The 26,080-nt window shown below is 53.0% G+C and carries 29 protein-coding genes; 15 read left to right on the top strand and 14 right to left on the bottom strand.

What is annotated here, in order from left to right; genetic code table 11:
- Positions 1–31 precede the first annotated feature (31 nt).
- Genes tsaE through regB form a run of 3 tightly spaced genes read right to left on the bottom strand, consistent with a single transcriptional unit; the run spans position 32 to position 3,575 of the window.
- Positions 32–502 carry a tRNA (adenosine(37)-N6)-threonylcarbamoyltransferase complex ATPase subunit type 1 TsaE gene (tsaE, locus tag L0666_RS13530; RefSeq protein ID WP_235261919.1) on the bottom strand — a complete coding sequence of 157 codons (471 nt, stop codon included), beginning with the start codon at positions 500–502 and terminating at the stop codon, positions 32–34.
- Positions 503–542: 40 nt separating this feature from the next.
- On the bottom strand, positions 543–2,144 hold the full coding sequence (locus L0666_RS13525; protein ID WP_235261918.1) for a PAS-domain containing protein: 1,602 nt from the start codon (positions 2,142–2,144) through the stop codon (positions 543–545).
- Between the two features lie 60 nt (positions 2,145–2,204).
- Positions 2,205–3,575: a sensor histidine kinase RegB gene (gene regB, locus L0666_RS13520; protein WP_235261917.1), complete on the bottom strand. Its 1,371-nt coding sequence runs from the start codon at positions 3,573–3,575 to the stop codon at positions 2,205–2,207.
- An 85-nt stretch (positions 3,576–3,660) separates the two neighbouring features.
- Between regB and L0666_RS13515 the strand changes: the two genes are divergently transcribed.
- Both L0666_RS13515 and L0666_RS13510 read left to right on the top strand, forming a co-directional pair.
- On the top strand, positions 3,661–4,278 hold the full coding sequence (locus L0666_RS13515) for an SCO family protein (protein ID WP_235261916.1): 618 nt from the start codon (positions 3,661–3,663) through the stop codon (positions 4,276–4,278).
- A 61-nt stretch (positions 4,279–4,339) separates the two neighbouring features.
- Positions 4,340–4,885 (top strand): ActR/PrrA/RegA family redox response regulator transcription factor, encoded by a 546-nt coding sequence (locus L0666_RS13510; protein ID WP_235261915.1) that lies wholly within the window; start codon positions 4,340–4,342, stop codon positions 4,883–4,885.
- A 43-nt stretch (positions 4,886–4,928) separates the two neighbouring features.
- On the opposite strand, the gene L0666_RS13505 is transcribed toward L0666_RS13510, so the two are convergent.
- Entirely contained in the window at positions 4,929–5,813 is an 885-nt protein-coding gene (locus L0666_RS13505; protein ID WP_235261914.1) for a LysR family transcriptional regulator, read from the bottom strand.
- A gap of 98 nt (positions 5,814–5,911) precedes the next feature.
- Between L0666_RS13505 and L0666_RS13500 the strand changes: the two genes are divergently transcribed.
- The gene (locus L0666_RS13500) at positions 5,912–6,076 is read left to right on the top strand and encodes a hypothetical protein (RefSeq protein ID WP_235261913.1); all 165 of its coding nucleotides are present in this window, start codon (positions 5,912–5,914) and stop codon (positions 6,074–6,076) included.
- Positions 6,077–6,542: 466 nt separating this feature from the next.
- Here the strand turns inward: L0666_RS13500 and L0666_RS13495 are convergent, their stop codons facing one another.
- Both L0666_RS13495 and L0666_RS13490 read right to left on the bottom strand, forming a co-directional pair.
- Complete coding sequence (locus L0666_RS13495) at positions 6,543–7,016, bottom strand: GNAT family N-acetyltransferase (RefSeq protein WP_235261912.1); 474 nt, start codon at positions 7,014–7,016, stop codon at positions 6,543–6,545.
- Positions 7,013–7,603: an HD domain-containing protein gene (locus tag L0666_RS13490; protein WP_235261911.1), complete on the bottom strand. Its 591-nt coding sequence runs from the start codon at positions 7,601–7,603 to the stop codon at positions 7,013–7,015. Before L0666_RS13490 ends, L0666_RS13495 begins: the two co-directional genes overlap by 4 nt.
- A gap of 175 nt (positions 7,604–7,778) precedes the next feature.
- Here L0666_RS13490 and ahcY point away from each other — a divergent pair, with 175 nt between their 5' ends.
- The 3 genes from ahcY to L0666_RS13475 all read left to right on the top strand — a co-directional run bounded on the left by ahcY (position 7,779) and on the right by L0666_RS13475 (position 10,413).
- On the top strand, positions 7,779–9,167 hold the full coding sequence (gene ahcY, locus L0666_RS13485) for an adenosylhomocysteinase (protein ID WP_235261910.1): 1,389 nt from the start codon (positions 7,779–7,781) through the stop codon (positions 9,165–9,167).
- 9 nt (positions 9,168–9,176) lie between these two features.
- Positions 9,177–9,959: an extensin-like domain-containing protein gene (locus L0666_RS13480; RefSeq protein WP_235261909.1), complete on the top strand. Its 783-nt coding sequence runs from the start codon at positions 9,177–9,179 to the stop codon at positions 9,957–9,959.
- A 112-nt stretch (positions 9,960–10,071) separates the two neighbouring features.
- On the top strand, positions 10,072–10,413 hold the full coding sequence (locus tag L0666_RS13475; protein WP_235261908.1) for a DUF2853 family protein: 342 nt from the start codon (positions 10,072–10,074) through the stop codon (positions 10,411–10,413).
- A 237-nt stretch (positions 10,414–10,650) separates the two neighbouring features.
- Here L0666_RS13475 and L0666_RS13470 read toward each other — a convergent pair whose 3' ends face one another.
- Genes L0666_RS13470 through tsaD form a run of 5 tightly spaced genes read right to left on the bottom strand, consistent with a single transcriptional unit; the run spans position 10,651 to position 13,852 of the window.
- On the bottom strand, positions 10,651–11,043 hold the full coding sequence (locus tag L0666_RS13470; RefSeq protein WP_235261907.1) for a DUF1761 domain-containing protein: 393 nt from the start codon (positions 11,041–11,043) through the stop codon (positions 10,651–10,653).
- 55 nt (positions 11,044–11,098) lie between these two features.
- Positions 11,099–11,518 carry an EVE domain-containing protein gene (locus L0666_RS13465; RefSeq protein WP_235262215.1) on the bottom strand — a complete coding sequence of 140 codons (420 nt, stop codon included), beginning with the start codon at positions 11,516–11,518 and terminating at the stop codon, positions 11,099–11,101.
- On the bottom strand, positions 11,518–11,790 hold the full coding sequence (locus tag L0666_RS13460) for a YciI family protein (RefSeq protein ID WP_235261906.1): 273 nt from the start codon (positions 11,788–11,790) through the stop codon (positions 11,518–11,520). Before L0666_RS13460 ends, L0666_RS13465 begins: the two co-directional genes overlap by 1 nt.
- Positions 11,790–12,755, bottom strand: a complete 966-nt coding sequence (locus L0666_RS13455; RefSeq protein ID WP_235261905.1) for an NAD(P)H-dependent glycerol-3-phosphate dehydrogenase — start codon at positions 12,753–12,755, stop codon at positions 11,790–11,792. Before L0666_RS13455 ends, L0666_RS13460 begins: the two co-directional genes overlap by 1 nt.
- Positions 12,752–13,852, bottom strand: a complete 1,101-nt coding sequence (tsaD, locus tag L0666_RS13450) for a tRNA (adenosine(37)-N6)-threonylcarbamoyltransferase complex transferase subunit TsaD (RefSeq protein WP_235261904.1) — start codon at positions 13,850–13,852, stop codon at positions 12,752–12,754. Before tsaD ends, L0666_RS13455 begins: the two co-directional genes overlap by 4 nt.
- Before the next feature lie 24 nt (positions 13,853–13,876).
- Here tsaD and L0666_RS13445 point away from each other — a divergent pair, with 24 nt between their 5' ends.
- From L0666_RS13445 to L0666_RS13435, 3 genes are all read left to right on the top strand, one after another.
- The gene (locus L0666_RS13445) at positions 13,877–14,620 is read left to right on the top strand and encodes a uroporphyrinogen-III synthase (RefSeq protein ID WP_235262214.1); all 744 of its coding nucleotides are present in this window, start codon (positions 13,877–13,879) and stop codon (positions 14,618–14,620) included.
- Positions 14,621–14,694: 74 nt separating this feature from the next.
- Complete coding sequence (locus tag L0666_RS13440; RefSeq protein ID WP_235261903.1) at positions 14,695–15,981, top strand: hypothetical protein; 1,287 nt, start codon at positions 14,695–14,697, stop codon at positions 15,979–15,981.
- A 15-nt stretch (positions 15,982–15,996) separates the two neighbouring features.
- Positions 15,997–17,463: a heme biosynthesis protein HemY gene (locus L0666_RS13435; RefSeq protein ID WP_235261902.1), complete on the top strand. Its 1,467-nt coding sequence runs from the start codon at positions 15,997–15,999 to the stop codon at positions 17,461–17,463.
- A gap of 55 nt (positions 17,464–17,518) precedes the next feature.
- Here the strand turns inward: L0666_RS13435 and idi are convergent, their stop codons facing one another.
- Positions 17,519–18,058, bottom strand: a complete 540-nt coding sequence (gene idi, locus L0666_RS13430; RefSeq protein WP_235261901.1) for an isopentenyl-diphosphate Delta-isomerase — start codon at positions 18,056–18,058, stop codon at positions 17,519–17,521.
- A gap of 207 nt (positions 18,059–18,265) precedes the next feature.
- Between idi and L0666_RS13425 the strand changes: the two genes are divergently transcribed.
- The 6 genes from L0666_RS13425 to L0666_RS13400 all read left to right on the top strand — a co-directional run bounded on the left by L0666_RS13425 (position 18,266) and on the right by L0666_RS13400 (position 25,063).
- The gene (locus tag L0666_RS13425) at positions 18,266–18,718 is read left to right on the top strand and encodes a c-type cytochrome (RefSeq protein WP_235261900.1); all 453 of its coding nucleotides are present in this window, start codon (positions 18,266–18,268) and stop codon (positions 18,716–18,718) included.
- A gap of 113 nt (positions 18,719–18,831) precedes the next feature.
- Positions 18,832–19,452 carry a CDP-alcohol phosphatidyltransferase family protein gene (locus tag L0666_RS13420; RefSeq protein ID WP_235261899.1) on the top strand — a complete coding sequence of 207 codons (621 nt, stop codon included), beginning with the start codon at positions 18,832–18,834 and terminating at the stop codon, positions 19,450–19,452.
- Complete coding sequence (locus L0666_RS13415; RefSeq protein WP_235261898.1) at positions 19,449–20,645, top strand: ABC transporter substrate-binding protein; 1,197 nt, start codon at positions 19,449–19,451, stop codon at positions 20,643–20,645. Before L0666_RS13420 ends, L0666_RS13415 begins: the two co-directional genes overlap by 4 nt.
- 18 nt (positions 20,646–20,663) lie before the next feature.
- A complete protein-coding gene (locus L0666_RS13410) occupies positions 20,664–22,340 on the top strand; it encodes an ABC transporter permease (protein ID WP_235261897.1) in 1,677 nt (558 codons plus the stop codon).
- On the top strand, positions 22,333–22,980 hold the full coding sequence (locus L0666_RS13405) for an ATP-binding cassette domain-containing protein (RefSeq protein WP_235261896.1): 648 nt from the start codon (positions 22,333–22,335) through the stop codon (positions 22,978–22,980). The genes L0666_RS13410 and L0666_RS13405 overlap by 8 nt, the downstream gene beginning before the upstream one ends.
- An 88-nt stretch (positions 22,981–23,068) precedes the next feature.
- Complete coding sequence (locus L0666_RS13400) at positions 23,069–25,063, top strand: hydantoinase/oxoprolinase family protein (protein ID WP_235261895.1); 1,995 nt, start codon at positions 23,069–23,071, stop codon at positions 25,061–25,063.
- Here L0666_RS13400 and msrA read toward each other — a convergent pair whose 3' ends face one another.
- The gene (gene msrA, locus L0666_RS13395) at positions 25,064–25,579 is read right to left on the bottom strand and encodes a peptide-methionine (S)-S-oxide reductase MsrA (RefSeq protein WP_235261894.1); all 516 of its coding nucleotides are present in this window, start codon (positions 25,577–25,579) and stop codon (positions 25,064–25,066) included.
- Positions 25,579–26,025, bottom strand: coding sequence for a peptide-methionine (R)-S-oxide reductase MsrB (gene msrB / locus L0666_RS13390; RefSeq protein ID WP_235261893.1), 447 nt, complete (start codon positions 26,023–26,025; stop codon positions 25,579–25,581). Before msrB ends, msrA begins: the two co-directional genes overlap by 1 nt.
- Positions 26,026–26,080 lie beyond the last annotated feature (55 nt).

The raw sequence follows: 26,080 nt of genomic DNA, 5'->3' as shown, positions 1-26,080 counted from the left end.
GGACTGTTCTAGCCAATCTGATACAATTTCGCTACGCATCTTCTACAAACACCCGCATTCGATTTGCCCACGTTTCATCAAAAGTAATGGTACAAAGGTGGGCGTCATCTGAGATTTCAAGATAGATATCCAGTGCAGTGTTGGGAACCATATCACCAAGAAGCTCAGGCCATTCAATCAAGCAAATGTGGTCCTCGAACGCGTCAACTAGGCCAAGTTCTACGGCTTCTTGTGGGTCGCCTAATCGATAAAGATCGGCATGCCATATCTCGACATCGCCGTAATCGTAGGATTGTACCAATGTGAACGTCGGTGACGGAACTTCAACGTCGGGTCCAAGAATCGCGCGTATAAAAGAACGAGCCAGCGATGACTTTCCTACGCCGATTTGCCCACGTAACAGGAAGCAATCTCCCGGCTCTGCAATTTGGGCGAGGGTTTGCCCCAATTGGGCAGTTTCGGACTCTGATTGGAGCCTAAGTATGGTTGTGGTTTTTGCCATGAGCCAACATTATGCGGCATGGTTTTCCCTGCAAGCGTAATCAGCTTGTCAGAGTCTGGCTCTCTTGTAATTTCAGTGTTTCGATCTGTCCATCCGGCTGGTTCTCATTGGCTGATGGAATAAAGGTAATTTGATGATTGCCATCGGGCAGTGGAGCGTAATGGCAGATAACTTCCACATGACTATCCAACCAAATGCTCCCGTTCCAAGGCATGTCAGAAGAACGACGCGCCAGCGTTTCCTTAAGCTTCAACCAAACAGGAGATGGCGCAGACATTGCTTGCCATGTTTCTATTTCATCTGTGAAATCCTGATTGCTCACAGAGCCACCCTGTCGAGGCCCCCAGAGTTGACGATAGGCGGAGTTTGCTAAGATCAGCGATCCTGAAGAAGAAAATACAACGACGGGGACTATAAGGTTGTCGATCGTGGCCGTTGTTGTGTCGATCTGGGATCTATACTTACGTGTCAGGGAAACCTCATCGCTAATATCTTCCAACAATACAGCGATGGCGCCATTTGGATGTGGATTGCCAGTTACCCGCAGTGTTTGCCCATTTGGGAGTGACCACATTTCATTGTAGCTACCTTGTTCAGCAGCCGCTTCCAATGCGGCGACCTGATCACGCCAAGTCTTATAGTTTTTTGGTTCTGGGATCATATTTTGGTCTCGCAAACGATCGAGGACCGAAAAAAGAGTTGGCCGATTGATGAGGAACTCTGCTGGAAGACCGGTTAGATCGATCAATGCAGGGTTGAATAGGACCAAACGTCGATCTTCGTCAAAAATTGCCAAACCAACAGAGAGTTGCGCGAACGTTTTTGTAAGAGTCTGAACAAATGTTCGTTGAGCTTCACGGGCTGCAACCACTGCTGTGGCATCGACCGCGAAGTGGATGGTGTTCGTGCCGCGTTTGAGACTGGTTACTTCGTACCAGATCGGATCATCGGAGTCGGGGGCATCAACACGCTTCAGGTCGATCAAGGGCGCATTGCCAGCGGGAGCGATGGAGTCGTCAAAAACAGCGCGCGGTGGCCACGGCAAGATATCATGAGGGCCAACTGGATAGATTGCTTCCGAAAGTTCGATATAGGCGCGGTTCGCCCAGACTAGCACGCCTTCTGCGTCGCGTTTCCAAATCAATTGAGGGGAGTCTTCACCGATGCTCCGTAGAGTTTCCAACTCATGCTCTAACGCTTCGGCCGACAAAGGGTCGAGTGTTTCATCTGGGTGAATTTGGTCCTGAACCAAGGTAATTCGGGCAATCCCATTCCAATACTCGGCTTCGATCCAACCATGCTGATTATCATTCGCTGTAATGGTCTTCTTTCCCACGCTAGCAAGGTCGCTGCATTGGGAACGCATATGCGGAAACCGAGCCGACAAGAGAGACAATAGGTTTTCCCAATCCGATCGCAAATTGTCACCGTGGGACATTAGTGAGCGCGCACGCGGCGTCAGATCAATAAGGTGATCATCATCAAACAAGAAGGTTACGGTATCTTCTGCTTCTGTCAGAAGTGCCCGTGCCGCGATTGAAGAGGTTCTATTTAAGCGGACCCAAACCAAGAGCAATGCACAGGCAATGGCCGCACCGACAAAAACAGCGATACCAATATCTAGAAAACCATATCTTTCCATCGCGACCTCCGACTTCTCGAAGGCCACGATGAGTTGATTTGGTTAATTACGCGTTAAAACCTAGGTGATTGGCGTGTTGTCGCCTAACGCCCCTTGGGATGCCTCAATGCTTGCACGAGGCCACTGAACGCTAATAAGTGCGCCACGCTCCCGCCCTGATCCACTTTGCGGTCCGGCATTCGCAAAGCTTATTGTGGCACCTGATCTCTCAAGCAATGTCTTGGCGATGAACAAGCCAAGTCCCATGCCTTGATAACCGGGTCGCTGTCCACCGCGGCCGTCGGCTCGTCGACGTCGAACGAACGGGTCTCCGATGCGACCCAATACAGACTGCGGGAACCCTGGCCCATCATCGTTGATCTGCAAAGTCAGCAAATTGTCAGTCCACGAAACGTTTACCCGTACGGTACTCTCTGCGAAATCGACTGCGTTCTGTACAAGGTTTCGGACACCGTGAATGATTTCGGGGCTGCGCGTTATAGTGGGCTGTCGCCAGTCACCTTCATTTGGTGGGTTGATAGAAATCCTAACCACCTTACCGCGGTCTAAGTGCGGCTCGCTCGCTTCTCGGATAACTGTTTCCCAAAGGGCATGCCGCAGAAGGTGATCTTCCTTACCAGCCCGCCCCATCGATTGGAGAATATCGCGACACCTGTCTGCTTGTTCACGTATTAGACGAGCGTCTTCCTGTAGTTCTTCTTTGCCCTCAAGTTCATCAACAAGCTCACTGCTGACGAGCTTAATGGTTGCTAACGGTGTACCCAATTCATGTGCTGCCGCAGCGACGACCCCACCAAGGTCTGTCAATTTTTGCTCCCGCGCTAACGCCATTTGTGTTGCGGCTAAGGCTTCCCCCATCGACAGAGTTTCCTGCGTAACCTGTCGCGCATAGACAGCGACGAACACGACGCCGATCATAAGGGCGACCCAGAAGCCGAACACGAATAAATCGGGTAACAAAAGTTCGAACCCACCCGCCGTTTTTATGGGCAAGCTTTGGGAACGTAAAAGCGTAATAATTGCTAAGGTGATTGCCCCCAAAACCATCGTACTGCGTAGTGGCAAAACGGTAGATGCCACAGTTACAGGAGCGAGGATCAGTAGAGTAAACGGGTTGTTAAGCCCGCCTGTCAGATACAACAACACACCTAGCTGCAAGAGATCAAATCCGATCATAAGACCTGCTTCACCTTCTGCGAGACGGCGGCTTTCTGGATACAAAAACATCGATACCAGATTCAAAAGAACCGGGAGTGCGACGACGACTGCGATCAACCCGATCTCGAGGGATAGACCAAACACGTAGATTGCGACCAATATCGCACCGATTTGTCCAATGACCGCGAACCATCGCAATATAACCAGTGTACGCATTCGTACCCAGTTGCTTCGTTTGTGACTTTCGAAAACTTCGCGCTGGGGCTGCGCCATAGTGACCTGTCTCGCTTTTGTGACTTTACCGCCGCTATGGTGCGCACAATAAGAGTGCAACCGCGACTGCTTTTTTAGGATTCCCATGTCAAAGACTTACGCTATCGCCGCCGGTGCCGCTGTTGTGGCTTTGTTAGGCGGGACACTCGCCGCAACTTGGAAATCTTCCTCGGACGATATTTTTGCACATTGTAGGAGCAGCCAGGTTGCGGGTGGCGCCATTGGTGGCCCGTTTGAGCTCATAGATGAGAATGGCAACACTGTCACCGACGCCGACATTATCACAGGCCCGACGTTGATCTATTTTGGCTATACCTTCTGCCCAGACGTCTGTCCGCTGGACAACATGCGCAATGCACAGGCAATCGAAATTCTCGATGAACAAAACATCGAAGTGACGCCCGTTTTCATCAGCATCGATCCCGAAAGAGATACTGTTGATGTCGTTCGTGATTTCACGGACAATTTCCACGAGCGCATGATTGGTCTTACAGGAACGCCAGAACAAGTACGGGCCGCGTCGCAGGCGTATCGGACATATTACAACAAACAAGAGGGTGACGATGAGTATTATCTCGTTGATCACACGACGATGTCCTATTTCATGTTCCCTGAAATTGGGTTGGTTGAATTTTATCGCCGTGATGTCACGCCAGAGCAAATGGCCAAAAGCCTTGCTTGTTTTGTTGATGCCGCAAGCTGACATGGAGTTTGACGCTCTCGACGCCGAACGGTAGGTTCGTTTGAACGAGGAGGAGCGGCACATGGAAGTGAACCCTATTGGCGATGACAATACCCTGCTGTTGGTTGACGACGACGAGCCGTTTTTGCGTCGACTTGCCAAAGCAATGGAAAAGCGTGGGTTTGCCGTTGAGACTGCGGATTGCGTAGCCGCTGGCAAAGCCATCGCAACAGCACGCCCACCTGCATACGCTGTCGTTGACCTTCGTCTTGAAGATGGAACCGGTCTTGATGTTGTTGAAACACTTCGGGAGCATCGACCCGAAAGCCGTATTGTTGTCCTGACAGGGTATGGCGCTATTGCGACCGCCGTTGCGGCTGTGAAAATTGGCGCCACTGATTATCTGTCAAAGCCTGCAGATGCGACTGACGTAATGAATGCACTTCTGACACCAGAAGGGGCAATTCCTCCAGCTCCCGAAAACCCTATGTCCGCAGATCGTGTGCGTTGGGAACATATTCAGCGGGTCTACGAATTGTGCGACCGCAACGTCTCAGAGACCGCGAGACGATTGAATATGCACCGCCGGACGTTGCAGCGGATTCTCGCGAAACGCAGCCCGCGTTAACACTGAAAAACCCGATATGGGTCTGGTATGGGTCTGGTATTGTTTAGATCTGGTTCTCGATCGTTTGAACATTGAGCCATTTCACGAATGTGTCCCGTGCGGGGTTCACCACCTCAGGGCGTATCAGGACGTGATAGGCGACCGGGCTGTCGACCTCTTCACATAGTTTCACCAAGGCGCCGGATGCAATGTGGCCAGCGGCGACAGGCGCGGGGAGGATCGTGACGCCAAGACCGGCAAGAGCTGCTTCGCGGGACAGTTGACCGGTGGCAAAATAGGTGACGTTTTCTTCGTCTAGGTCGATGCCATTCTCGCAGACCCAAAGCCGTTCTTCTGACCTGTTATCGTCCAGCAACCAACGAGACCCTTTGAGGTCTGCGAGGCAGTTAGTTTTGCACCCCTTTAGATAGTTGGGAGCAGCGACAGCCGTGTGGCCAGCGGGCATGAGCGGAACAGAATGAACACCAGCCCAATTCCCATCACCGTAGCGAATTGCGACATCGATGTTGTCGCGGCGGATGTCGATCAATTGCATTGACGGGATAAGTTCAACTTCGATGTCTGGGTGTGTGTCCCAGAATGACCCAATGCGGGGCATTAGCCAGTTGGCGGCGAACGACGGGGTTAATGACACACGGATGGCGCGGGTTTTGGTTTGGTTCAAAAGGTCGGTGGAGGCCGTGGCAATAAGACCGAAGGCTTCGGATAGGCTGTCGGCCAGTTGACGGCCCTGCGCTGTGGTGGACATGCCTCGGCCGTCCCGTTGCATAAGTGATTGACCGAAATGGTCTTCAAGCGCGCGGACATGTTGACCAATGGCGGCATGTGTCACGTTAAGGTCGCGCGCGGCAGCAGAAAAGCTGCCGTGGCGTGCTGCGGCTTCAAACGCACGCAGCGCCATAAGGGAAGGGATGTCATGCCAATTCATATGAAAGCTAGGCTAACATATGAGAAATCTTCCTGACTAGGGGAAATCGCAAGTTAGCCATATCTGTTGGCTATCGAGACAAACCAAAGGAGACTGACATGCTTACTCTACTTGCAGATGCTATGTTCACAGCGACTTTAAAACGTCGTGGCGACAACATCCCTGACAACGCCAAGGACTACGCAGATCATTACATTCCAAAGCGCCGCCGTAACCCGAATCGGCAAGCGCGCGCACACAACCCGTACCGCGATCTTTGGTGAGGGTTTGGCGGGGCCGGCGTTCCCTGATGCTGGCCCCGTCTTCTCAGATCCTTTTGGCTCCGGCGGAGTTTCTTAAATAGGAAAATATACCTTGGTGACTACTCCGGTTGCGACCATCCGACGTCCTTCGTGGCAATTGAACTTTGTGCCAACGACTATTCGGGATTTATGAAATTTGATCATATCCCGAGCGAGGATGTGCATTTGTGCAGGTAGGGTCCCTGATAGTGGAATACCTTTTGAGATGGGCACACCATGATCATCTAAAAAGTTTGGCCAAATCATGTAGATTGGATCGTCCGGCGCTCTATCTGCGTAACCGAGATCCCACCGAATAGGGTTGTGCGGAGGGATCGTTCTTCCGCCCTGTTCTGGTCTTAAGATCGTGATCTTCGCTTCGAAATCGGGCGGTAGTGAACAAATGTCATCGGTCATGGGAGTCTTTGGCTTCTCGGTGTACGAAGAATCAAAGCGAATACCGCTTGATGATCTTGTCGACGACCTTGCCCGACTTGCGGGTGTGGGCGGCTTTATCAACTTCGAAATCCTCGAACCCCATTTTGGAATAGAAAGCCAAGGCGCCGGTGTTGTCTTCGGTGATTTTGGCAAGGATGGCGGTGCCGCCGCGGGTGCGGCAGTCCTCTTTAGTTTTAGCCATGAGCGCCGCGCCAGCACCGCGCACCGGATTGTTGCGGTCAGTGAAGGTCCCGACGGAATATAGACCCTGTTCCACTTCAAATGCAGCTTGGAAGCCGATGATTGTACTGTTGTAGAGAATCACGTTGGAGACGGGCGGCTCGTTGCAATAGTGTTCGAGGAAATGTTCCTCGGTGTAGGGATCTTCATAGGCGGTGGTGCCACCAGCGGCGATGATCGGGTTAAGGATGGCAACGCATGCTGGGACGTCGTCAGCGGTCATCGTACGGGTTTCGAATGTCATAATTGATCCATTAGCTCTGCATGTCGTTGGGTGAATTCTGCTCGAACTTCGACAGGTGGACGCAGGCGAATGGCCAAAGTTTTCACGATGTTTGCGTCAGGTTTGCCGAAAAACTTATCTGCCTCAGTTGTCGTGAAACCAGCGATCTGCACCGCTTCGAGCCATGCACTAATCTTGTCCGCCTTCTTAATCTGTTTTTTGATCGCGACAGGAACCTGTGCGGGTAACCCAAAGCGAATGTGGATCGCAGCCATGAGCCGGTCGTCCAATGCTTCGTAGCCCGGACCAACAGCGGCTTTTACGGGGCTGATCATATCGCCAATCACATATTCAGGCGCGTCATGTAGCAAAGCAGCCAATTGCCATCTGATACCCGCCGCAGGGTTCATGATCGCGAAAATGCGTTCAACAAGGAGAGAGTGTTCAGCCACAGAATAGGCAAAATCACCTTTGGTTTGGCCATTCCAGCGGGCCACAAAGGCCAACCCGTGAGCAATGTCTTCAATCTCGATATCCATAGGAGTGGGGTCCAGCAGGTCTAACCTGCGACCCGACAACATTCTTTGCCATGCACGTGCTTGTTTCATGCCGATTGGATAGCACAGCGTTTGAGCCATGCAAGCAGCGGGTAAGGCAAATGCCGATGGCCCGTTTGAAAGCCCCTTAAAGATTGAAAGGGGGACAAGAATGGGCTGAGCTGCTGATTGAACCAAGCCATTTACAGTGATAGGCGGCTCTCAAACAACAGCAGGAGCCTCTGAAATGGCAAATGACTATATCGTTAAAGACATCTCTCTTGCTGCATTTGGCCGCAAAGAGCTGGACATTGCTGAAACCGAAATGCCAGGTCTCATGGCATGTCGCACTGAATATGGCGAAAGCAAACCTTTGAAAGGTGCGCGGATCGTCGGATCGTTGCACATGACCATTCAGACGGCGGTCTTGATTGAGACCCTTGTTGAGTTGGGTGCCGACGTGCGCTGGGCATCATGCAACATCTTTTCAACGCAAGACCATGCGGCTGCTGCGATTGCTGAAGGCGGCACACCTGTGTTCGCGATCAAAGGGCAGTCGCTAGAAGAGCATTGGGACTACCTCGACAAGTCATTCGCATTTCCAGAAGGCGCGAATATGATCTTGGACGATGGTGGCGATGCGACACTCTACATCTTGCTGGGTGCACGTATGGAAGCCGGCGAGGACGTTTTGGCGGTGCCAACATCGGAAGAAGAAGAAGTCATCAAAGCGCAGATCCAGAAACGCATGGCCGCCACTCCGGGTTGGTTTACCAAAACTCGCGGCGACATCTTGGGTGTCTCCGAGGAAACGACTACGGGCGTTCACCGTCTGTATGATCTCCACAAAAACGGACAACTGCCGTTCCCGGCGATCAATGTAAACGACTCCGTAACCAAGTCGAAGTTCGACAATAAATACGGGTGTAAAGAATCTCTGGTCGATGGCATTCGTCGCGCAACCGACACGATGATGGCGGGTAAGGTTGCTGTCGTCATGGGGTACGGTGATGTCGGCAAGGGTTCTGCTGCGTCTTTGGCGGGTGCGGGCGCACGTGTAATCGTTACAGAAGTCGATCCGATTTGCGCGCTTCAAGCGGCAATGGATGGTTTTCAAGTTACGACATTGGATGATGTTGTCGAAACCGCAGATCTCTTTGTTACGACGACGGGCAACAAAGACGTCATTCGCATCGAACATATGCGCCGCATGAAAGACATGGCGATTGTTGGCAATATCGGCCACTTCGACAATGAAATTCAGGTCGCGGCGTTGAAGAACCACAAGTGGACCAACATCAAAGAACAGGTCGACATGATCGAAATGCCAAATGGCCATCGGTTGATCCTGTTGTCCGAAGGTCGCCTTTTGAACCTTGGAAATGCAACGGGGCATCCATCATTCGTAATGTCTGCATCGTTCACGAACCAAGTTTTGGCGCAGATCGAATTGTTCACAAAGGGCGACGAGTATCGGCCTGGTGTCTACATTCTGCCAAAGCACCTTGATGAGAAAGTTGCCCGTCTGCACCTTGATCGGATTGGCGTGAAACTGTCAAAACTCAACCCAGAGCAAGCAGCCTACATCGGTGTAACGCCAGAGGGTCCGTTTAAGCCAGAACACTACCGGTACTAAGGTCGAAACGTGACCGAAGAACCCGAAGACAATGTAGAACGCGAGGCCCCGAAACGGTCTCGCGTTTCGCGTTGGGCGATCTTCCGGTCGGTGGTTAGTTCTATCTTTCTCTTGGTCATAGCTGGTGGCATCTTGGGTACGCTTGTAGCTCTTTTTCACCCTGACACACCGTTGCCCGACGAATGGAACCCTAGGGTGCCATTGTCCGTTGCTGATCCGGTCTCACCTCTCACGACATGGAAGCTGCGCACAGCAATTGATGACCCAACACAATGCGTTGCCATACTGTTGGACGCCGCACAGGCTGCTTCAATTGATCCGATTGAGGAGTCCGCCGATTGTCATGTGCGCAATCGCGTGAACCTTACTCGTGTTGGCGATGCCGAGATCAATGAAATTGCAACGTCCTGCGCAATCGCTTTGCGGACTGCAATGTGGGAACGGCACGGGGTCCAACCTGCGGCTCGCGACATTCTTCGCAGTGAAGTTACGACCATCCGCCAGATCGGAAGCTACAACTGCCGCCCAATAAGAACCACCCAAGGTTCATCTACGAGATGGAGCACCCATGCGACCGCCGAGGCGATCGACGTCACTGGGTTCGACTTTTCTGATGGGCGCCGAATTAGACTTATTGAAGATTGGGGCGACGGGACTGAAGAGGCTGATTTTCTACGAGCGGTACGAGACAGCGCATGCAAATGGTTCGCAACGACGCTTGGCCCTGACTACAATGCGCTACACGCAGATCATTTTCACCTGCAGTCGCGTGGTCGTGGGCTATGTAGATAGGACGGGTATGGGGAACCTCAACAATATTTTCCCTTTGCGTAGGGTGAATCACAGACTAACCTTCCCCCAGCGCCAGATAATTGGCCAAAACAGGACAAGGTGGGAGAATACCATGAGCAAACGTGACGACCTGATCGCGAAATACGCAGACGACCTGAAAAACAAATGCGGCATGTCTCCGGACATGGATCTTTTGACTAAAGTTACGATTGGCTGCGGTCCGTCGATCTATAATGCTGACGCATCCACAGTCGCAGGCAGCCAAGCCTCCGAGCTGGAAACCGTAAAGAACAACTTCTTGATAAAGAAGCTAGGCCTTGCAGATGGACCTCAGCTGATGGAAGCGATCAACGCTGCTATCGAAACTTACGGTAAATCCGAGCGCAGCAAGTATCGTGCCGTGATTTATTACATGCTGACAAAGCATTTCGGAAAAGAGTCTGTTTACGGCTAAACGTCCGATATTCTACTGAAATAGTTGAAGCGCCTGCCATTCGTTTGGTGGGCGTTTTGCATTTGAATTGCATCTTACAGGCTATCTTGTTGCGAGAATCCTGTCTTAGCGGGTATCACTCAAGAGCGGCCAGGATGGCCCAGAACCAGTTTCAGATACACGTGTGGTGGCTCTTCGGAGTACATGTGGGTGAGAGAAAGGGTCTGGGCATTTGCTCGGGCCCTTTCAATTTTCAGATCAGAACAATGCCAAAACAGCGCCGATCACAGCGCAACCAAAAGTCGCATAGCCACCGTCGATAAGCGTCAATTTGAAAGGGCGGCTCGTGTAGCCATTGTTGATCATGATCCATGGGCTGATAAAGAACAGGCCAATTCCAAGGCCGGAAATCAGGCCTTTTCCAAATGTTTCGATCCCCGAGAGAGCAAAGGTGTGGCGCATCATTCCCGAAACGACGACCATTGCAATCAAGGCCATGACATAAGGCAACATGGTGTCGCCTTCAGGCCGCCCGTCTTCGCCTTTTTTAATGTTCGCAGCTTCCATCCAAGGATTGGCAAGCGCCATGTACCAAACAGCACCAAATGCAAACCCAGCGATTGCCGCGACGATTACAGAAACAAATCCCATTAGTTCCTCCCATTCTTTGTTGTGAAGGGATGTTGGGCCTCTGAGGGTCAAAAAGCTAGGGTTTTGTTCTGCCAAGGTCGCATATGATGCCCCACTCATCTTCCGTCACCGGTTGTACGGAAAGACGTGAGCTTCTGACTAAAACCATCTCGCTAAGCCGTTCATCCGACTTAATTTGATCGAGTGTTACGGTCGATTCGAAAGGGCGTACTGCCTTGATATCAACGCAGTCCCAACGATCATCGTCAGTTGTGCTGTCCGGGTGAGCTGCGGCGCACACCTCAACTATTCCAACCACGGACTTCTCTTTTTGAGAATGATAGAAGAAGCCTTTGTCTCCAACCTTCATCTCGCGCATGAAGTTGCGGGCTTGATAATTGCGCACGCCATCCCACTCTTCGCCTACGTCTCCTTTGGCGACTTGGTCGTCCCAGCCCCAAGTGGAGGGTTCTGATTTGAAAAGCCAGTAGCGCATCACCCGATGACCTTTTTCCATTCCTCGATGCGAACTTTCTCGAACAATCCTGCCTTGGCGTACGGGTCATTGTCTGCCCAGTTCTGCGCTTCTGCCATGGTCTCAACATTCATAATAATCATGGACCCGCACATGGTTCCATCTGCGTCAAGAAATGGACCGGCCATTTCAACAACACCTGTTTCTGCAATATAAGCGAGGTGGGCGTCACGGTTATCGAGGCGAATTTGCAAAGCACCTGCTTTGTCACGGGTGATAAGAGCTACACGCATTATTGTTCCTTTCGAAGAGGGCGCGCCAACAGCGTCGCCAAAGCGGTTTCTGGGTCGATCTTTCCAGAGGATAAATCAGCGACCACACGGCAGATCGGCAGATCAAGGTTATGTTTTTCAGCAAGGTTAGTGACAGAAACCGCAGTTGCGGCACCTTCAACTGTCGTGCTGGAATCGAATTCTTTTCCGGCCCCGACTGATAATCCAAATCGGTAGTTCCGGGAGGCATCCGATGTGCACGTCAATGCGAGATCACCAAAGCCCGAAAGCCCTGTTAAGGTCTCGGGGTCGGCGCCAAGGGCTGCACCTATGCGACGCATTTCGGCAAATCCTCGAGTGATTACGGCTGCGCGGGCGCTCTCACCAAATCCTGCTCCCATGCAGACACCGCAGGCGATCGCGATGACGTTCTTTAAAGCGCCACCCAATTCAGCGCCAACAACGTCGTGGCTCAGGTAGAGCCGCAATGTTGGAGTCGAAAGACAGGCTTGGAGGTAGGCGCCTTCATCGTTGTCTTTGCAGGCAAGTGTAAGCGCCGTTGGCAGGTGGCGCGCAATATCGGCGGCAAAACTAGGCCCAGTTAACATCGCTGCGACAGCATCGGGTACGTGGTTTTCAATTTGTGCAACGGGCCCGCGCAGTGTCGCTTGATCGATACCTTTGCAGCAAGCAACCAACCGCTTGCCTGCCAACTCGGCCGCATGTTCGGCCAGCCAAGCACCAGCTTTCTGAGCAGGAATTGCCAGTAGAATGGTGTCCGCGGCAAAGACTTCGGATAAGTCAGACGTAACAGTCACATTTTCGGGAATTATGAGATCAGGTAGACGCGCTGCGTTCTCTCGGCTTTCTTGCATCTTGGTCGCAGCCTTTGCATCCCGTGCCCAAAGCGTAACAGGCCCATTAGCTGCCAATGCTATCGCAAGGCCTGTGCCAAATGCGCCTGCACCGGCGACTGCTATTTTCATGCCTTTGCCCCCTTTTTCCCACTACCGAGCATCGATGGGCTTGTTTCATCCAGTGGCCAACGGGGCCGAGCGGACAGTGTAAGGTCGTCTGCCTTTCCGTTAGTAAAGCGAACGAGCCCCGCATAAGCAATCATCGCGGCGTTGTCAGTGCAAAGAGAAAGGGGCGGGGCGACAAAAGTAGTCTCTGTTTCTGCACAAAGTGTCTCTAGGCCATTTCGGATCGCGCTGTTTGCAGCAACGCCGCCAGCAACTGCTAACGTCGTAACGTTTGGGGCGATCGCCCGAGCGGCCGCCAATGCGCGGCGCGATTTCGAGACTAGGACATCTTTTATAGCGGCTTGGAAACTGGCGCACAGATCTGAGCGCACAGATATCGGTAATCCGCCGTGTTCGGCGATTACTTCGTTTCGGGCACGAAGGATCGCTGTCTTCAGACCGGAGAACGACATATTGCAGTCGTCGCGATTGAGAAGAGGTCGCGGCAGGGCAAAGGCTTTTGCGTTGCCATCTTTTGCGGCCTGTTCGACCGCCGGACCTCCAGGTTGAGAAAGGCCGAGAATACGTGCTGTTTTATCGAAGGCTTCGCCGGGTGCATCATCTATCGTACCACCCAGCCGCGTATAATCATCGTGGTCCTTCACCAGCAGGAACTGGCAGTGACCGCCTGACACCAAAAGCATTACATAAGGAAAGGTGACCTTATCTGTTAGCTGTGGGGTCAATGCGTGACCCGCAAGGTGATTTACCCCGAGCAGGGGTAAGCCCGTTGCGGCACTTATTCCTTTGGCGCACATGACACCGGACAGCACGCCGCCGATCAATCCAGGCCCACTCGTTACGGCGATCGCGTCGATATCTGATAGCTTTAGGTCCGCGGCATTCAGTGCATCCTCAACCGCATAGTCGATCTTTTCCGCGTGCGCGCGGGCTGCGATTTCAGGCACGACGCCGCCAAAGGCTTTGTGGTCCTCTGTCTGGTCAAATACTATTGCGGACAAAACTTTGGCCTCACCGGCGACACCACGCACGACTGCCGCAGCGGTATCATCGCAACTGCTTTCGATGCCAAGAATGGTAAGAGGTGTAGGTTTGTTCACGGGTTGGCCTGCTTGCGTCTGGACATGAGGCAGGTAACACTTGGCTGCAATCCCTACAATGCTTCTAGAGGTGTCGCCGTGCCCTGCTTTGACAATCCGATCGTTCTAGCGACGCGCCCTCAATTGAGCAGCGAGCAGTTTCTCGCAGCACTAAAAGAGTGTGCGGGCCCGTTTCAGCGGCTCATTAGTCCCGCGTTCGAGTATTGTGGCACTGGCGCGGTTGTCCCGGCTTTCGAAATAGGAATCTTTACGTCGCGCGCAGGGGTGTCATTTGCCCCAAAGGGTGATGGGCGTATTGCGTACTGCGTGGGTAATAGCACCGCCGAAGCGGCGGAAGATGCCGGATACAGGCCAATCAGCGCGAACGGGACGGCGTCAGAATTGACCGAGCTGATTCTAGAACACGAACCTAAGAAGCATATGCTTCATCTTAGGGGGGAAACTTCTGTAGGAAATGTCAAAGAAAAGCTGGAGATTAGCGGACTAAGCTGCCAAGAGGCCGTGCTTTACCGCAAAAAACTGTGCAGCCCAAAAACAGAAGCAATCGAAGCCCTTACTTCACGGGATGCAATATTACTTCCTTTGTTTTCAGCCGAAACAGTCTCTATTATTGCGGATTGGGGGGTGGATTTGGGTGTTGCCCATGTCACTGCAATAAGCCCAGTTGTGGCAGGCGCCGCTGAGGCACTGTCGCCGGCGTCCATAATTATTTCTAAAGCGCCAAATCAATTGGAAATGGTAGCGGCAACATCTCGTTTGATCGCTTGAGGGTCCGAATGGCCCGCGCTAGAGTACATTTGGTGAGCGATGAAACTCAAATTGATGTGGGTAGGGTAAGGCACGTGGCGAAGTCGTCTAAGACAAAGACCAATAAATCAAAAACCAATAAGACCGTTGCTGATGAGGTTGAGGTTACTGAAGCTGAAGCCTTGGCTGAAACACCTGTCGAGGCGGAGGACGGTAATGTGACTGTCGATGCTGACGCGGCCACTGACGATTTTCCAGACGATGAGGAAGACTTCGACCTCTTAGCAGACGAAGACGAGAGTGATCCTTTGGATATGGAGATCGTCGAAGACCCGATCGATATTGAGGAATTCGAGGTTGCCGAAGAGCCCGAAGCTTTCATCAATGAGCTGCAACCCGCGACAAAGCAGTCTTCCGGCTTTATGCCTATGGCGCTGGGTGGTCTTGTGGCTGGCGCAATTGGATATGGTGTCGCGACTTACTTCCCGATGTTCGGTAGCAATGATGATCTAACGGCACAACTGTCAGACCAAGCTGAGCAAATCGCCGCTTTGGAAGACCAGATTGCCAATATCCCCGCACCAGACCTGAGTGGACTTGAAGGTCAAGTTTCTGATCTGAGCACACAAACTACCGCGCAGATTGGTGATTTGAGTAACGATCTGACTGGGCAGATTGCGGCATTCGAGGGCCGCCTGGATGAACTGGAAAAACAACCGAACGCCGATGGAACGCTCTCGGATACTGCCCTTGCTGCATATGAGCGTGAATTGGAACAATTGCGCGCAGATCTCGAGGTCCAGCAACAGTCTGTTATGACGGCTGCCGCGCAAGCTGAGGCGGACTTGGCCGCTGCTCGTGCGGAGGCAGAAGCACTAGAGCAAGACGCGCTTGCAGCTGCTGAAGCTGCGGTCGCTCGTGCCGCGTTGAACCGTGTCGCCACAGCCGTAGAGACTGGCGCGCCTTTCGCCGATGCATTGAGCGACCTGAACGACGCTGATTTGCCTGCCGCGCTTACAGCCGCTGCGGATACTGGTGTCGCGACAACCGCCCAATTGACGGCTGACTTTCCTGCCGCTGCGCGCGCGGCATTGGCAACTGCCCGTTCGGAAGGCGTTTCCGATGACGCGGGAGGCCTAGGTGGTTTCTTGCGCAGCCAGTTTGATGTGCGCTCGACTTCACCACAAGAAGGGACCAGCCCTGATGCTATTCTTTCAAGGGCTGAAGCTGCTGTAAAAGAAGGGCGTGTTTCTGACGCGCTTGCTGAACTCGAAGCACTGCCAGAAGTGGCACGTGCTGATCTGACAGACTGGACCGCCCGCGCCACAGAACGTGCAGACGTTTTGAACGCAATCGCGACCCTGTCTGAAACCTATAACTAGTCAAAGGCTGCCCTGATGCTCTGGTCCCTTATTAAGATTTTGGCGTTTGTCGCCGTTGTTATGGCCGCGACCTTTGGCGCGACAATGTTGATGGATATGGATGGCAGCGCCACGATTGATATCGGCGGACAGGCCGCCACGTTCTCGGTGATTGAATTGGTCATCGGGTTGATCGTGTTGGTCGCTCTGATCTGGTTAATGTTCAAACTGATTGGACTGGCCGTTGCGACGTTCAAATTCTTAAATGGCGACGAAACAGCAATCTCGCGTTATTTTTCGCGAAACCGCGAGCGCAAAGGGTATGAGGCGCTTTCTGAGGGCATGATGGCTTTGGCATCAGGTGAAGGTCGTCTGGCGATGGCGAAAGCCAACCGTGCAGAGAAGTTTCTTGAGCGTCCCGAGCTAACGAACTTGCTTACAGCACAAGCGGCCGAGCTTGCTGGTGATCGCAAGACAGCCGAGCAGACTTACCGAAAACTGTTGGAAGATGACAAAACACGTTTTGTCGGCGTGCGCGGTATCATGAAACAGAAGCTGGAGGACGGCGATACTGATACGGCGCTGGTCCTTGCCGAGAAGGCTTTTGCGATCAAGCCAAAGCATGTTGAGACACAGGATACTTTGTTGCGCCTTCAGGCCGAAAAGAGTGACTGGAAGGGTGCGCGTGAAACGCTGACGGCAAAGTTGAAAACGGGTCAGTTGCCGCGAAATATTCATAAACGCCGCGATGCGGTTCTCGCATTGTCCGAGGCCAAAGGGATTTTTGAAGAAGGCCAGACGATCGAAGCGCAAGAAGCTAGCATTGAAGCCAACCGCATGTCTCCTGATCTGATCCCTGCTGCCGTAATGGCGGCACAGGCATACATTGAAAAAGGCAACGCTCGTGCAGCGAGCCGTGTTCTGAAAAAAGCGTGGGACGTTGCCCCGCACCCAGATTTGGCGGCGGCTTTTGCGGCGATTGTTCCCGATGAAACACCTGCAGCGCGACTGAAACGGTTCCGGGCTTTGACCAAAGTGCACGCAAACCACGCCGAAACCAAAATGCTGCTCGCTGAGCTCCATATCGCTGCTGAAGATTTCCCCGAAGCGCGCCGTGCAATCAGCGAACTTGTTGCTGAGCAACCAACAGCGCGGAACCTGACGCTTATGGCTGCGATTGAACGCGGCGAAGGGGCCGATGACGCAGTCGTTCGTGGCTGGCTGGCAAAGGCGCTGACTGCGACCCGTGGCCCGCAGTGGATTTGTGACAATTGCCAACACATCCATCCGGTATGGGCGCCTATCTGCGGGAACTGTTCGGGCTTCGATACTTTGACTTGGCGTGAGCCACCAAAAGGCGAAGTTGCAATGCCAGCCGGTGTTGAAATGCTTCCGCTGATTGTCGGTCAGGTTGAAGCGCCAGTAGACGTCACCGACGTTGTGGATGCGGAAATTGTAGGTGAAGAGATCGCTTCCGAGGGTGACCCTGAAGCTACGAAATAACTGACGATATTAAGAATTTTTGGAGCGAACCGTTGTACCGACAGCGGTTCGTTCTTCAGGTTGTTTTCGGCGTCAGCACAGTCTCAAGATGATCCGCCAAATATATCCGCAACCACGGCGTATAATTGTCTGGTTGCCGCCTAACTTGCTCGGCAAGATCGTAGATGTCGACCCAACGAGTTTCCATAACTTCATCCGGGTTGAGCGTAATAGTGAGGGTTTCAGCGTCAGCTGTTGCCACGAATAGATCAACCACCTCGTGTTCGATTAGCCCACCCCCAACGTCGGCTCTGTATTCTAGCTGGTCACGAAATACCGAAGAGACCCCCTCAATTCCAAGCTCATCGGACAGCCTGCGTGTCGCACAGGTTTCTGGTGGTTCGTCCCAAAGTGGGTGCGTGCAACAGGTGTTCGCCCATAACCCCGGGGTGTGGTATTTCGACAATGCGCGGCGTTGGATCAGAACTTTTGTGCCATCCAAAATAAAGACTGATACCGCTTTGTGACGTAGACCGTTCTTGTGAACATAGAGCTTTTCCGTCGGCGTAAGCACGCCATCTACCCAGGCCGGAATCATTGTCGTGTCTTGCGCCATTGCATGGGCCCTTCCGAAATCTTCACGCCTCATATGGGCATCTTTCGTCTTTTACACGAATGAACGCGACTAGAAATGCTATGAAAAGCGGGCGTGACATCGCGTCACTGCTCCGACACATGTTTTCCCCTAGACGGTGGAACTGATAGGTTTAGTTTCGCTCGAGTGCGGCAATGCTGCACATTCATAGACCTTATGGAGATTCCTATGACCAAGTTTATTTACGCCGCTGCCGCCGCTTTGCTTGCTGGCCCCGGTTTCGCTGACGGGCACGCAGCGACTGGCGATGCAGAGGCTGGCGAACAGCAATTCGGCCGCCAATGTATTGCATGCCACATTGTGGCAAACGCAGATGGCGATGTCTTGGCTGGGCGCAGCGCGCGCACTGGCCCGAACCTTTTTGGCATTGCTGGCCGTGAACTCGGCGCAGTCGAAGACTTCCGCTATGGCGACGCAATTGTAGACCTCGGCGCAGCAGGTCAAGTTTGGACGGAAGAGGCGTTCGTTGCCTACGTTCAGGACCCAACAGGATGGCTGCGTGAAGCTACAGAAGACCCACGCGCACGCGGCAAAATGGCGTATCGTGTCCGTAACGAGCAGGACGCGATCGACATGTATGCCTTCTTGGCAACGTTCGGTGCGGACGTAGATTCCAACTAGAGCATTGTGCGCCGGGATTGCCCGGCGCCGCACGCTTGGTCACATTCTTGTCAGCATGATTGCGCGGCGTCGACGCATCAGTCACAAGTCTTGTGACTTAATTGCGAGACAAAATGCTGGACGCTCACGCCCGACGATTAATTGACCCGCCGCTAAACGCATTCGGCGCCGTACTTGCAGCGCGAGGCGTTACAGCTGACTTTGTCACTATAACGGGGTTAGTACTTGGGTTGTCTGCAGCGTTTTTGATCGCCATAGGTTGGCCGTTTCTGGCTCTCTTTTTGCTCTTGGCATCTCGCATCGCTGATGGACTGGATGGCGCGGTTGCGCGTGCAACAACCAAAACCGACTTTGGCGGTTATCTCGACATTGCATGTGATTTCTTGTTCTACGGCGCTATCCCATTCGCGTTTGTAATAATGAATCCGAGCGCCAACGCCATCGCGGGCGCATTCTTGTTGACGAGTTTCTACTTCAACGGAACCAGTTTCCTCGGCTATGCGATTTTGGCCGAGAAACATGAAATGGAAACATCTTCCCAAGGTATCAAGTCACTTTACTTCTCAAATGGTTTGTTAGAGGGGACAGAGACCATAGTGTTCTTTGTTCTGCTGTGTCTGTTCCCAACATCGTTTGCGGCTCTTGCTTGGATATTCGGTGCGCTTTGTTTTGCAACAGCCACCCTTCGACTCATCGCCGCTCGGCGCGTCTTCACTACAAAGGAAAAACAATGAAACACCTCGCCCTTATTGCGGCTTTTGCTGCTCCGTCCCTCGTACTCGCCACGCCAGATCCATCCGACTGGGACGCAGTTATGGCCGAAGCTGAAGGCCAAACGGTCTATTGGAATGCGTGGGGCGGATCGACGACTACGAATGACTTCATCGCTTGGGTCGGAGATCGGGTTGCAGAAGATTACGGCGTTATTCTTGAGCATGTTAAACTCACGGATACAGCAGACGCTGTTACCCGTGTCCTGAGTGAACGACAGGCTGGCGAGAACGAAGACGGTGCAATCGATATGATTTGGATCAACGGGTCTAATTTCGCTGCCATGAAAGAAGCGGATTTGCTGTTTGGCCCATTCGCAGAACAGCTCCCGAACTGGGCTGTTGTCGACAGCGAAGGCAAGACCGTTCAGACAGATTTTACGGTTCCTGTCGAAGGATACGAAGCCCCATGGGCCATGGCACAAGTGGTTTTCATGTATGACACTGCCGATATGGTCGCACAGGCTGACATGGCCTCAATTTTGGAATGGTCCACGGCCAATCCAGGTCGCTTTACTTATCCGCAACCGCCCGACTTTTTGGGCACCACCTTCCTGAAACAAGCGCTTGTTGATGTCCTGGATGATGCATCTGTCCTTCAAGGCGAAGCGACTGATGAAAACTATGCACAAGTTACCGCTCCCCTATGGGAATATCTGGATGCTCTAACGCCGAATTTGTGGCGTGAAGGCCGCGCGTATCCTGCGACGGGTCCCGCACAGCTTCAGTTGATCGCAGACGGCGAAGTTGATCTCGCAATTTCATTCAGCCCGGGTGAGGCAACGGCGGCAATTGCAAACAGCCAGCTACCCGACACCGTTCGTACGTTCGTTCTAGAAGGTGGAACTATCGGTAATGCGTCCTTTGTCGCAATCCCATACAACTCTGGCTCTGCATCAGGCGCTATGGTTGTTGCCAACTTCTTGATGTCCCCAGAAGCCCAAGTACGGGCTCAAGACCCAAATATCCTTGGATATGGCACAGTGCTTAACATGGATGCATTGAATGCTGACGAACGAGCGGCCTTCGAGGCACTCGAGCTTGGTGTTGCGACCTTGTCACCTGCTGAATTAGGCGCTGTACAGGCCGAACCACATCCTTCGTGGATGACACGCATCGCGGATGACTGGGCTGAACGCTATGGCGTAGGCAATTAAGGCGACATTGCCTTTCACATGCTAAGGTTTCTGCCAGCGGTAACTTTGTTTGCAATGTTGGGCCCCGTAATCGCGGGGCTTTGGGGAACAGTATTGCCCGCATTCGGCCATTTGCCGGCTGCGGGTTTGATGGGCCCTTCGCTTGACCCGTTTCGAACACTTATGGATTGGGCGGGGCTTACATCGGCGTCTCGCCTGTCTCTTTCGACAGGCCTTATAGCAACAAGCATTTCCTTGGCGATCGTTGTCATGTTTGTCGCTGGTTGGTCGGGAACGCGGACGTTTCGATTGTTGGAAAGGCTGCTGTCGCCTTTGCTATCCGTGCCGCATGCTGCTGCAGCATTTGGCCTTGCTTTCTTGATCGCACCATCGGGATGGATCGCACGGTTGGTTTCCCCAAGTCTTACGGGATGGGACCGCCCACCTGACCTCTTGATACTGCAAGACCCACTCGGAATTGCGCTGATAGCTGGGCTTGTGGTGAAAGAAGTTCCGTTTCTCTTGTTAATGACAATCGCAGCATTGGGCCAAGCACAGCCCCGTCGCTCACTCATGGTCGCACAGAGCCTTGGTTACGGACGGGTCACAGGTTGGCTCAAGACAGTTTTCCCTCGGGTCTACGATCAAATTCGACTGCCAGTTTACGTAGTCCTAGCCTATTCGATGAGTGTTGTTGACGTTGCCATGATTTTGGGGCCGTCGACGCCGCCTACACTTTCAGTTCAGATCGTTAAATGGATGGGCGATCCTGACCTTGCGATGCGCCTTACTGGGGCGGCGGCGTCACTCTTGCAATTAGCACTTGTCATCTTTGCCTTGGCTTTATGGTGGGGTGGAGAGCGGGTTATCGCATGGCTTGGCCGTATTTGGATTGAAACAGGTCACAGGGGGCAAAAAGAGGCATCGATCCGCGTGATTTCACTCGGCTTGGGGTCAATTTCTTCACTGGCGGTCCTGCTCGGAATTGCAGGCTTGGCAGTTTGGTCTGTCGCTGGTTTTTGGAGTTTTCCTAACAGTTTACCCGATGCAATAACTTGGAAAAACTGGGACCGACACGGGCCCGCTGCGTTCCAGACGTTCGGTGAGACATTTATTGTCGCAGGTGTAGCAGTTGGACTCGCGCTAGTCCTTGTGTTGGGCTGTCTAGAGGCAGAGCATCGATCTGGCCGCCCGCTTTCCCGACGTGGGATATGGCTGCTTTATCTACCCTTGCTCGTCCCGCAAACGGCATTTCTTCCTGGTTTGCAGACCTTGCTTCTCAACATTGGCGCCGACATTGGGCGGGCGCCTGTGATCTTTGCACATTTGGTTTTCGTCCTTCCATACGTCTTCTTATCACTTGGCGATCCTTGGAGGTCCTGGGACACTCGAAATGCAACAGTCGCGGGTGCGCTCGGCACCAAGCCTTGGGGGGTATTTTGGCGCGTGCGTCTACCTATGCTCACTCGCCCGATTTTAACGGCGACCGCTGTCGGAATCGCGGTTTCGGTTGGTCAATACTTAGCAACCCTGATCATTGGCGGCGGGCGTGTGGCCACGCTCACGACCGAAGCCGTAGCGTTGGCATCCGGCGGGGATCGGCGAGCAATCGGTGTATACGGCCTTATGCAAACACTCGCGGCTTTGGTCCCGTTTGCGCTTGCGTTAACTATACCCACACTCTTGTGGCGCAATCGGAGGGGAATGCATGAATAAGAGTCTATCTCTGCGGAAAATTTGTATTATTCGGGACGGAATTCCTCTGATCGAGATCGATCATGAAGTTGCAGCGGGCGAGATTTTGTCGGTTATGGGGCCGTCAGGGGTCGGGAAATCAACGCTTCTGGCGTATTTAACGGGCAACTTAGATCCCGTTTTTAGGGGCATGGGTGAGGTCCTGTTGAATGGAAAAGACATAACCGGGTTACCGCCACACAAACGCGAAATCGGGATCTTGTTCCAAGATGACCTACTATTCCCGCACATGAGTGTCGGCGAAAATCTCGCGTTTGGTATTCCGCGCGGTGGTTCACGTGTTGAACGGCACAGGAAGATTGAAAACGCACTGAGTGATGTCGGGTTGGTTGGGTTTTCCAATAGAGACCCCGCAACATTGTCGGGCGGGCAACGGGCCCGTGTGGCACTCGTGCGAATGTTGCTCTCTGATCCAAAGGCGTTGCTATTAGATGAAGCCTTTTCACGACTGGATGCGGAACTGCGTGCCCATGTTCGAGAACTCGTATTTCGGGTGGTTAAGGAAAGAAACCTGCCAGTACTGATGGTAACCCACGACCTAGAAGATGCAAAAGCCGCGGGCGGTCCGATTATCGAACTGGAAAGCTACTCCAAGAGTTAAATGCCGCGGAAGCTGCGATAAGTTGTCGTCTTTGGTATTCGGGCTTTGGCTTTCTTTGATATCCTCAAGAAAACGATTAGGGGCGACAATGGCAATTCTCTTGGGCATCGATACCGGTGGGACCTACACAGACGCGGTTTTGCTGGATGATATTGCAGACAAGATCGTCTCATCAGCTAAGTCCTTGACGACACGGCCTGACCTCTCGTTCGGGATCGGCGCGGCAATCGACGCCGTCCTTTCGAATAGCGACACTGACCCAACCGACGTGGCGCTGGTTTCGTTGTCAACGACACTGGCTACGAATGCATTGATTGAGGGGCAGGGTGGTCGGATCGCGCTGATCTTCATTGGGTTCGAGCAGTCGGAATTGGACAAGGCAGACCTGACTGACGCAATCGGAAGCGACCCAGTTTTGTTTGTTTCTGGCGGTCATTCCCACAATGGAGCGGAGATCAGCAGTCTGGATATCGATGCGCTTTCCGCATGGTTAGAGACTATTTCTCTGGGGCTAACGGGAATAGCAATCGCATCACGTTTTGCGACCAGAAACCCAGAACATGAAATCATAGCCAGAGAAATGGTACGCAAGAAACTCGGTATTCCTGTAACCTGCTCCCATGAACTAAGCCAATCCCTTGGTGGGCCAAAACGTGCTTTAACGGCCGTTCTTAATGCGCGGCTGATCGGTATGATCGACAGGCTTATCGAGTCTGTACTATCGCATATGGAAAGGCGCGAGATCTCTGCGAGATTGATGGTGGTACGTGGGGACGGTGCATTGATTTCTTCTGATCTCGCGCGCGAACGTCCGATTGAAACAATCTTGAGCGGCCCCGCCGCGAGCATTGCCGGCGCGCAGTGGTTAACAGGCGAAAAGAACGCCCTTGTTAGCGATATTGGTGGAACGACAACCGATATCTGCCTTTTACGAAACGGATCGCCAAAGATAGACCCAAATGGTGCGAAAGTCGGAAAATACAGAACGATGGTTGAAGCCGTCGCTATGCGCACTTTTGGTTTAGGCGGTGACAGTGAAGTGACTGTTGAAGATGGTCTGGACGCCGCTCTTTTTCTTGGGCCACGCCGTGTAATGCCCGTTTCGTTACTTGCCATAGATCACGCTGACCTTGTTCATGAATCTTTAGATCGAGCGTTGCGGCTCGACGCTGCTCCCGTCGAAGCGTCACGGTTTGTTTTGGGGCTATGGACGGATCTTCCCTCTAACCTCGATGATCGGGAGGCGATCATTGCAGACCGTTTGCAAGGCGGGCCTCAACGGTGGTCAGACGTCGTGCGAAACCGCATTGATGAGCCAGCCTTAGCTCGGTTGGTTAAGCGGGGCTTGGTCATGATGGTTGGGGTTACGCCAACCGATGCAAGCCATGTCCTTGGGTTGGTGTCTGATTGGGATGGTTTGGCTGCGACCAAGGCGTTGAGCCTTTTCGGACGGCAGCGGGTCGGAGGAGGCGATCGGCTCGCTAAAACAGCACAAGATGTGGCGGAACGAATTGTCGAACAAATGACAGTTCAGACTTCTTTAGCTGTTTTAGAAACTGCTTTTGCCGAGGAGGGCTGGGATAAACCTGCTGAACTATCTCTACATGACCTGACCAAGTTTGGCCTTAGAAGACAGAGTAATATTGCGCGTGTGGATGTCGGTCTTGCGGTTCCCTTGATCGGTTTGGGCGCTTCAGCGCAGTGCTACTACGGCGCAGTGGGGGAGAGACTTGGTTGCCAGACTATTCTTCCAACCGATGGGGGTGTTGCCAATGCGATTGGTGCGGTAGTCGGTCAAATCGCGATCCACGCCGAGGGCAGTATTACCAGCGCTGGAGAGGGCGCTTTCGTTGTTCACCTGCCAGATGGACCCTCGCAATTTGGCGATAAAGACACAGCAGTTAAAACGCTCCGCGATATCCTGACGGCCAGCGCGACAGAGCAAGCTACCGCTGCAGGAGTAGAAGAGGTTCGTGTAACAGAAAGCCTCGACCTGCGAGAGGCGCAGATCGAGGCTCAAACGATGTTTATTGAGGCGACGTTACGGGTGACCGCCAGTGGTCGGCCCCGAATTGCCTCCTAGCTACTCAGCAGCATTTCGTTGGGGCAGTACCCAGTCGGGTCTGATGAAATGGCAAGTGTACCCGTTTGGTAAGCGTTGCAGATAATCCTGATGCTCTGGTTCAGCTTCCCAGAAGTCACCAACGGGCTCGAGCTCGGTCACGACTTTAGATGGCCACACTCCAGACGCATCGACATCTTTCATCGTTTCTTCTGCAACACCTTTCTGATCATCGTCGACGTAGTAAATAGCTGAACGATATGACATGCCACGATCGTTGCCTTGGCGGTTCGCAGTTGTCGGATCATGAATCTGGAAAAAGAATTCAAGAAGCCGGCGGTAAGTGATTTCCGATGGGTTAAAGATAATCTCGATACCTTCGGCGTGGGTGCCATGGTTGCGGTAGGTCGCATTCGGTACATCACCGCCTGTATAACCAACGCGGGTCGATACCACGCCAGGTAACTTCCGGATCAATTCTTCCATGCCCCAGAAGCAGCCACCGGCCAATACTGCGCGTTGTTTGGTCTCGCTCATTAGATATCCTCCACTTGATCCAAGTAATCGCTGTAACCCTCGGCTTCCATGTCACTTTTGGCAACGAAGCGCAGGGATGCGCCGTTTATGCAGTAGCGTAGCCCCCCGCGGTCTTGTGGTCCGTCAGGAAAAACATGACCAAGATGGCTGTCCCCATGGGTGGAACGCACTTCTGTTCGCACCATACCCAGGGTGGAATCCGTCAGTTCATTCACGTGGGTATCTTCAATCGGTTTGGTGAAGCTTGGCCAGCCGCAACCGGACTCATATTTATCGGAAGATGCGAACAGCGGTTCGCCAGAAACGACGTCGACGTAAATTCCGACTTCTTTATTGTCCAGATAAGCACCGGTCCAAGGGCGTTCCGTCCCGTTTTCTTGTGTGACACGGTACTGTTCGGGCGTCAGCGTCGCGACGACGTCTGGGTTCTTTTCGTACTTGGCCATTTTTAGCCCCCTATCATTGGTTCGCTAATGGATATGGGGTGAGTGTGGCGGATTG

Source organism: Octadecabacter algicola (assembly GCF_021532625.1).
Lineage (GTDB): Bacteria > Pseudomonadota > Alphaproteobacteria > Rhodobacterales > Rhodobacteraceae > Octadecabacter > Octadecabacter algicola.
This window is presented reverse-complemented; position numbering and strand designations above follow the sequence as displayed.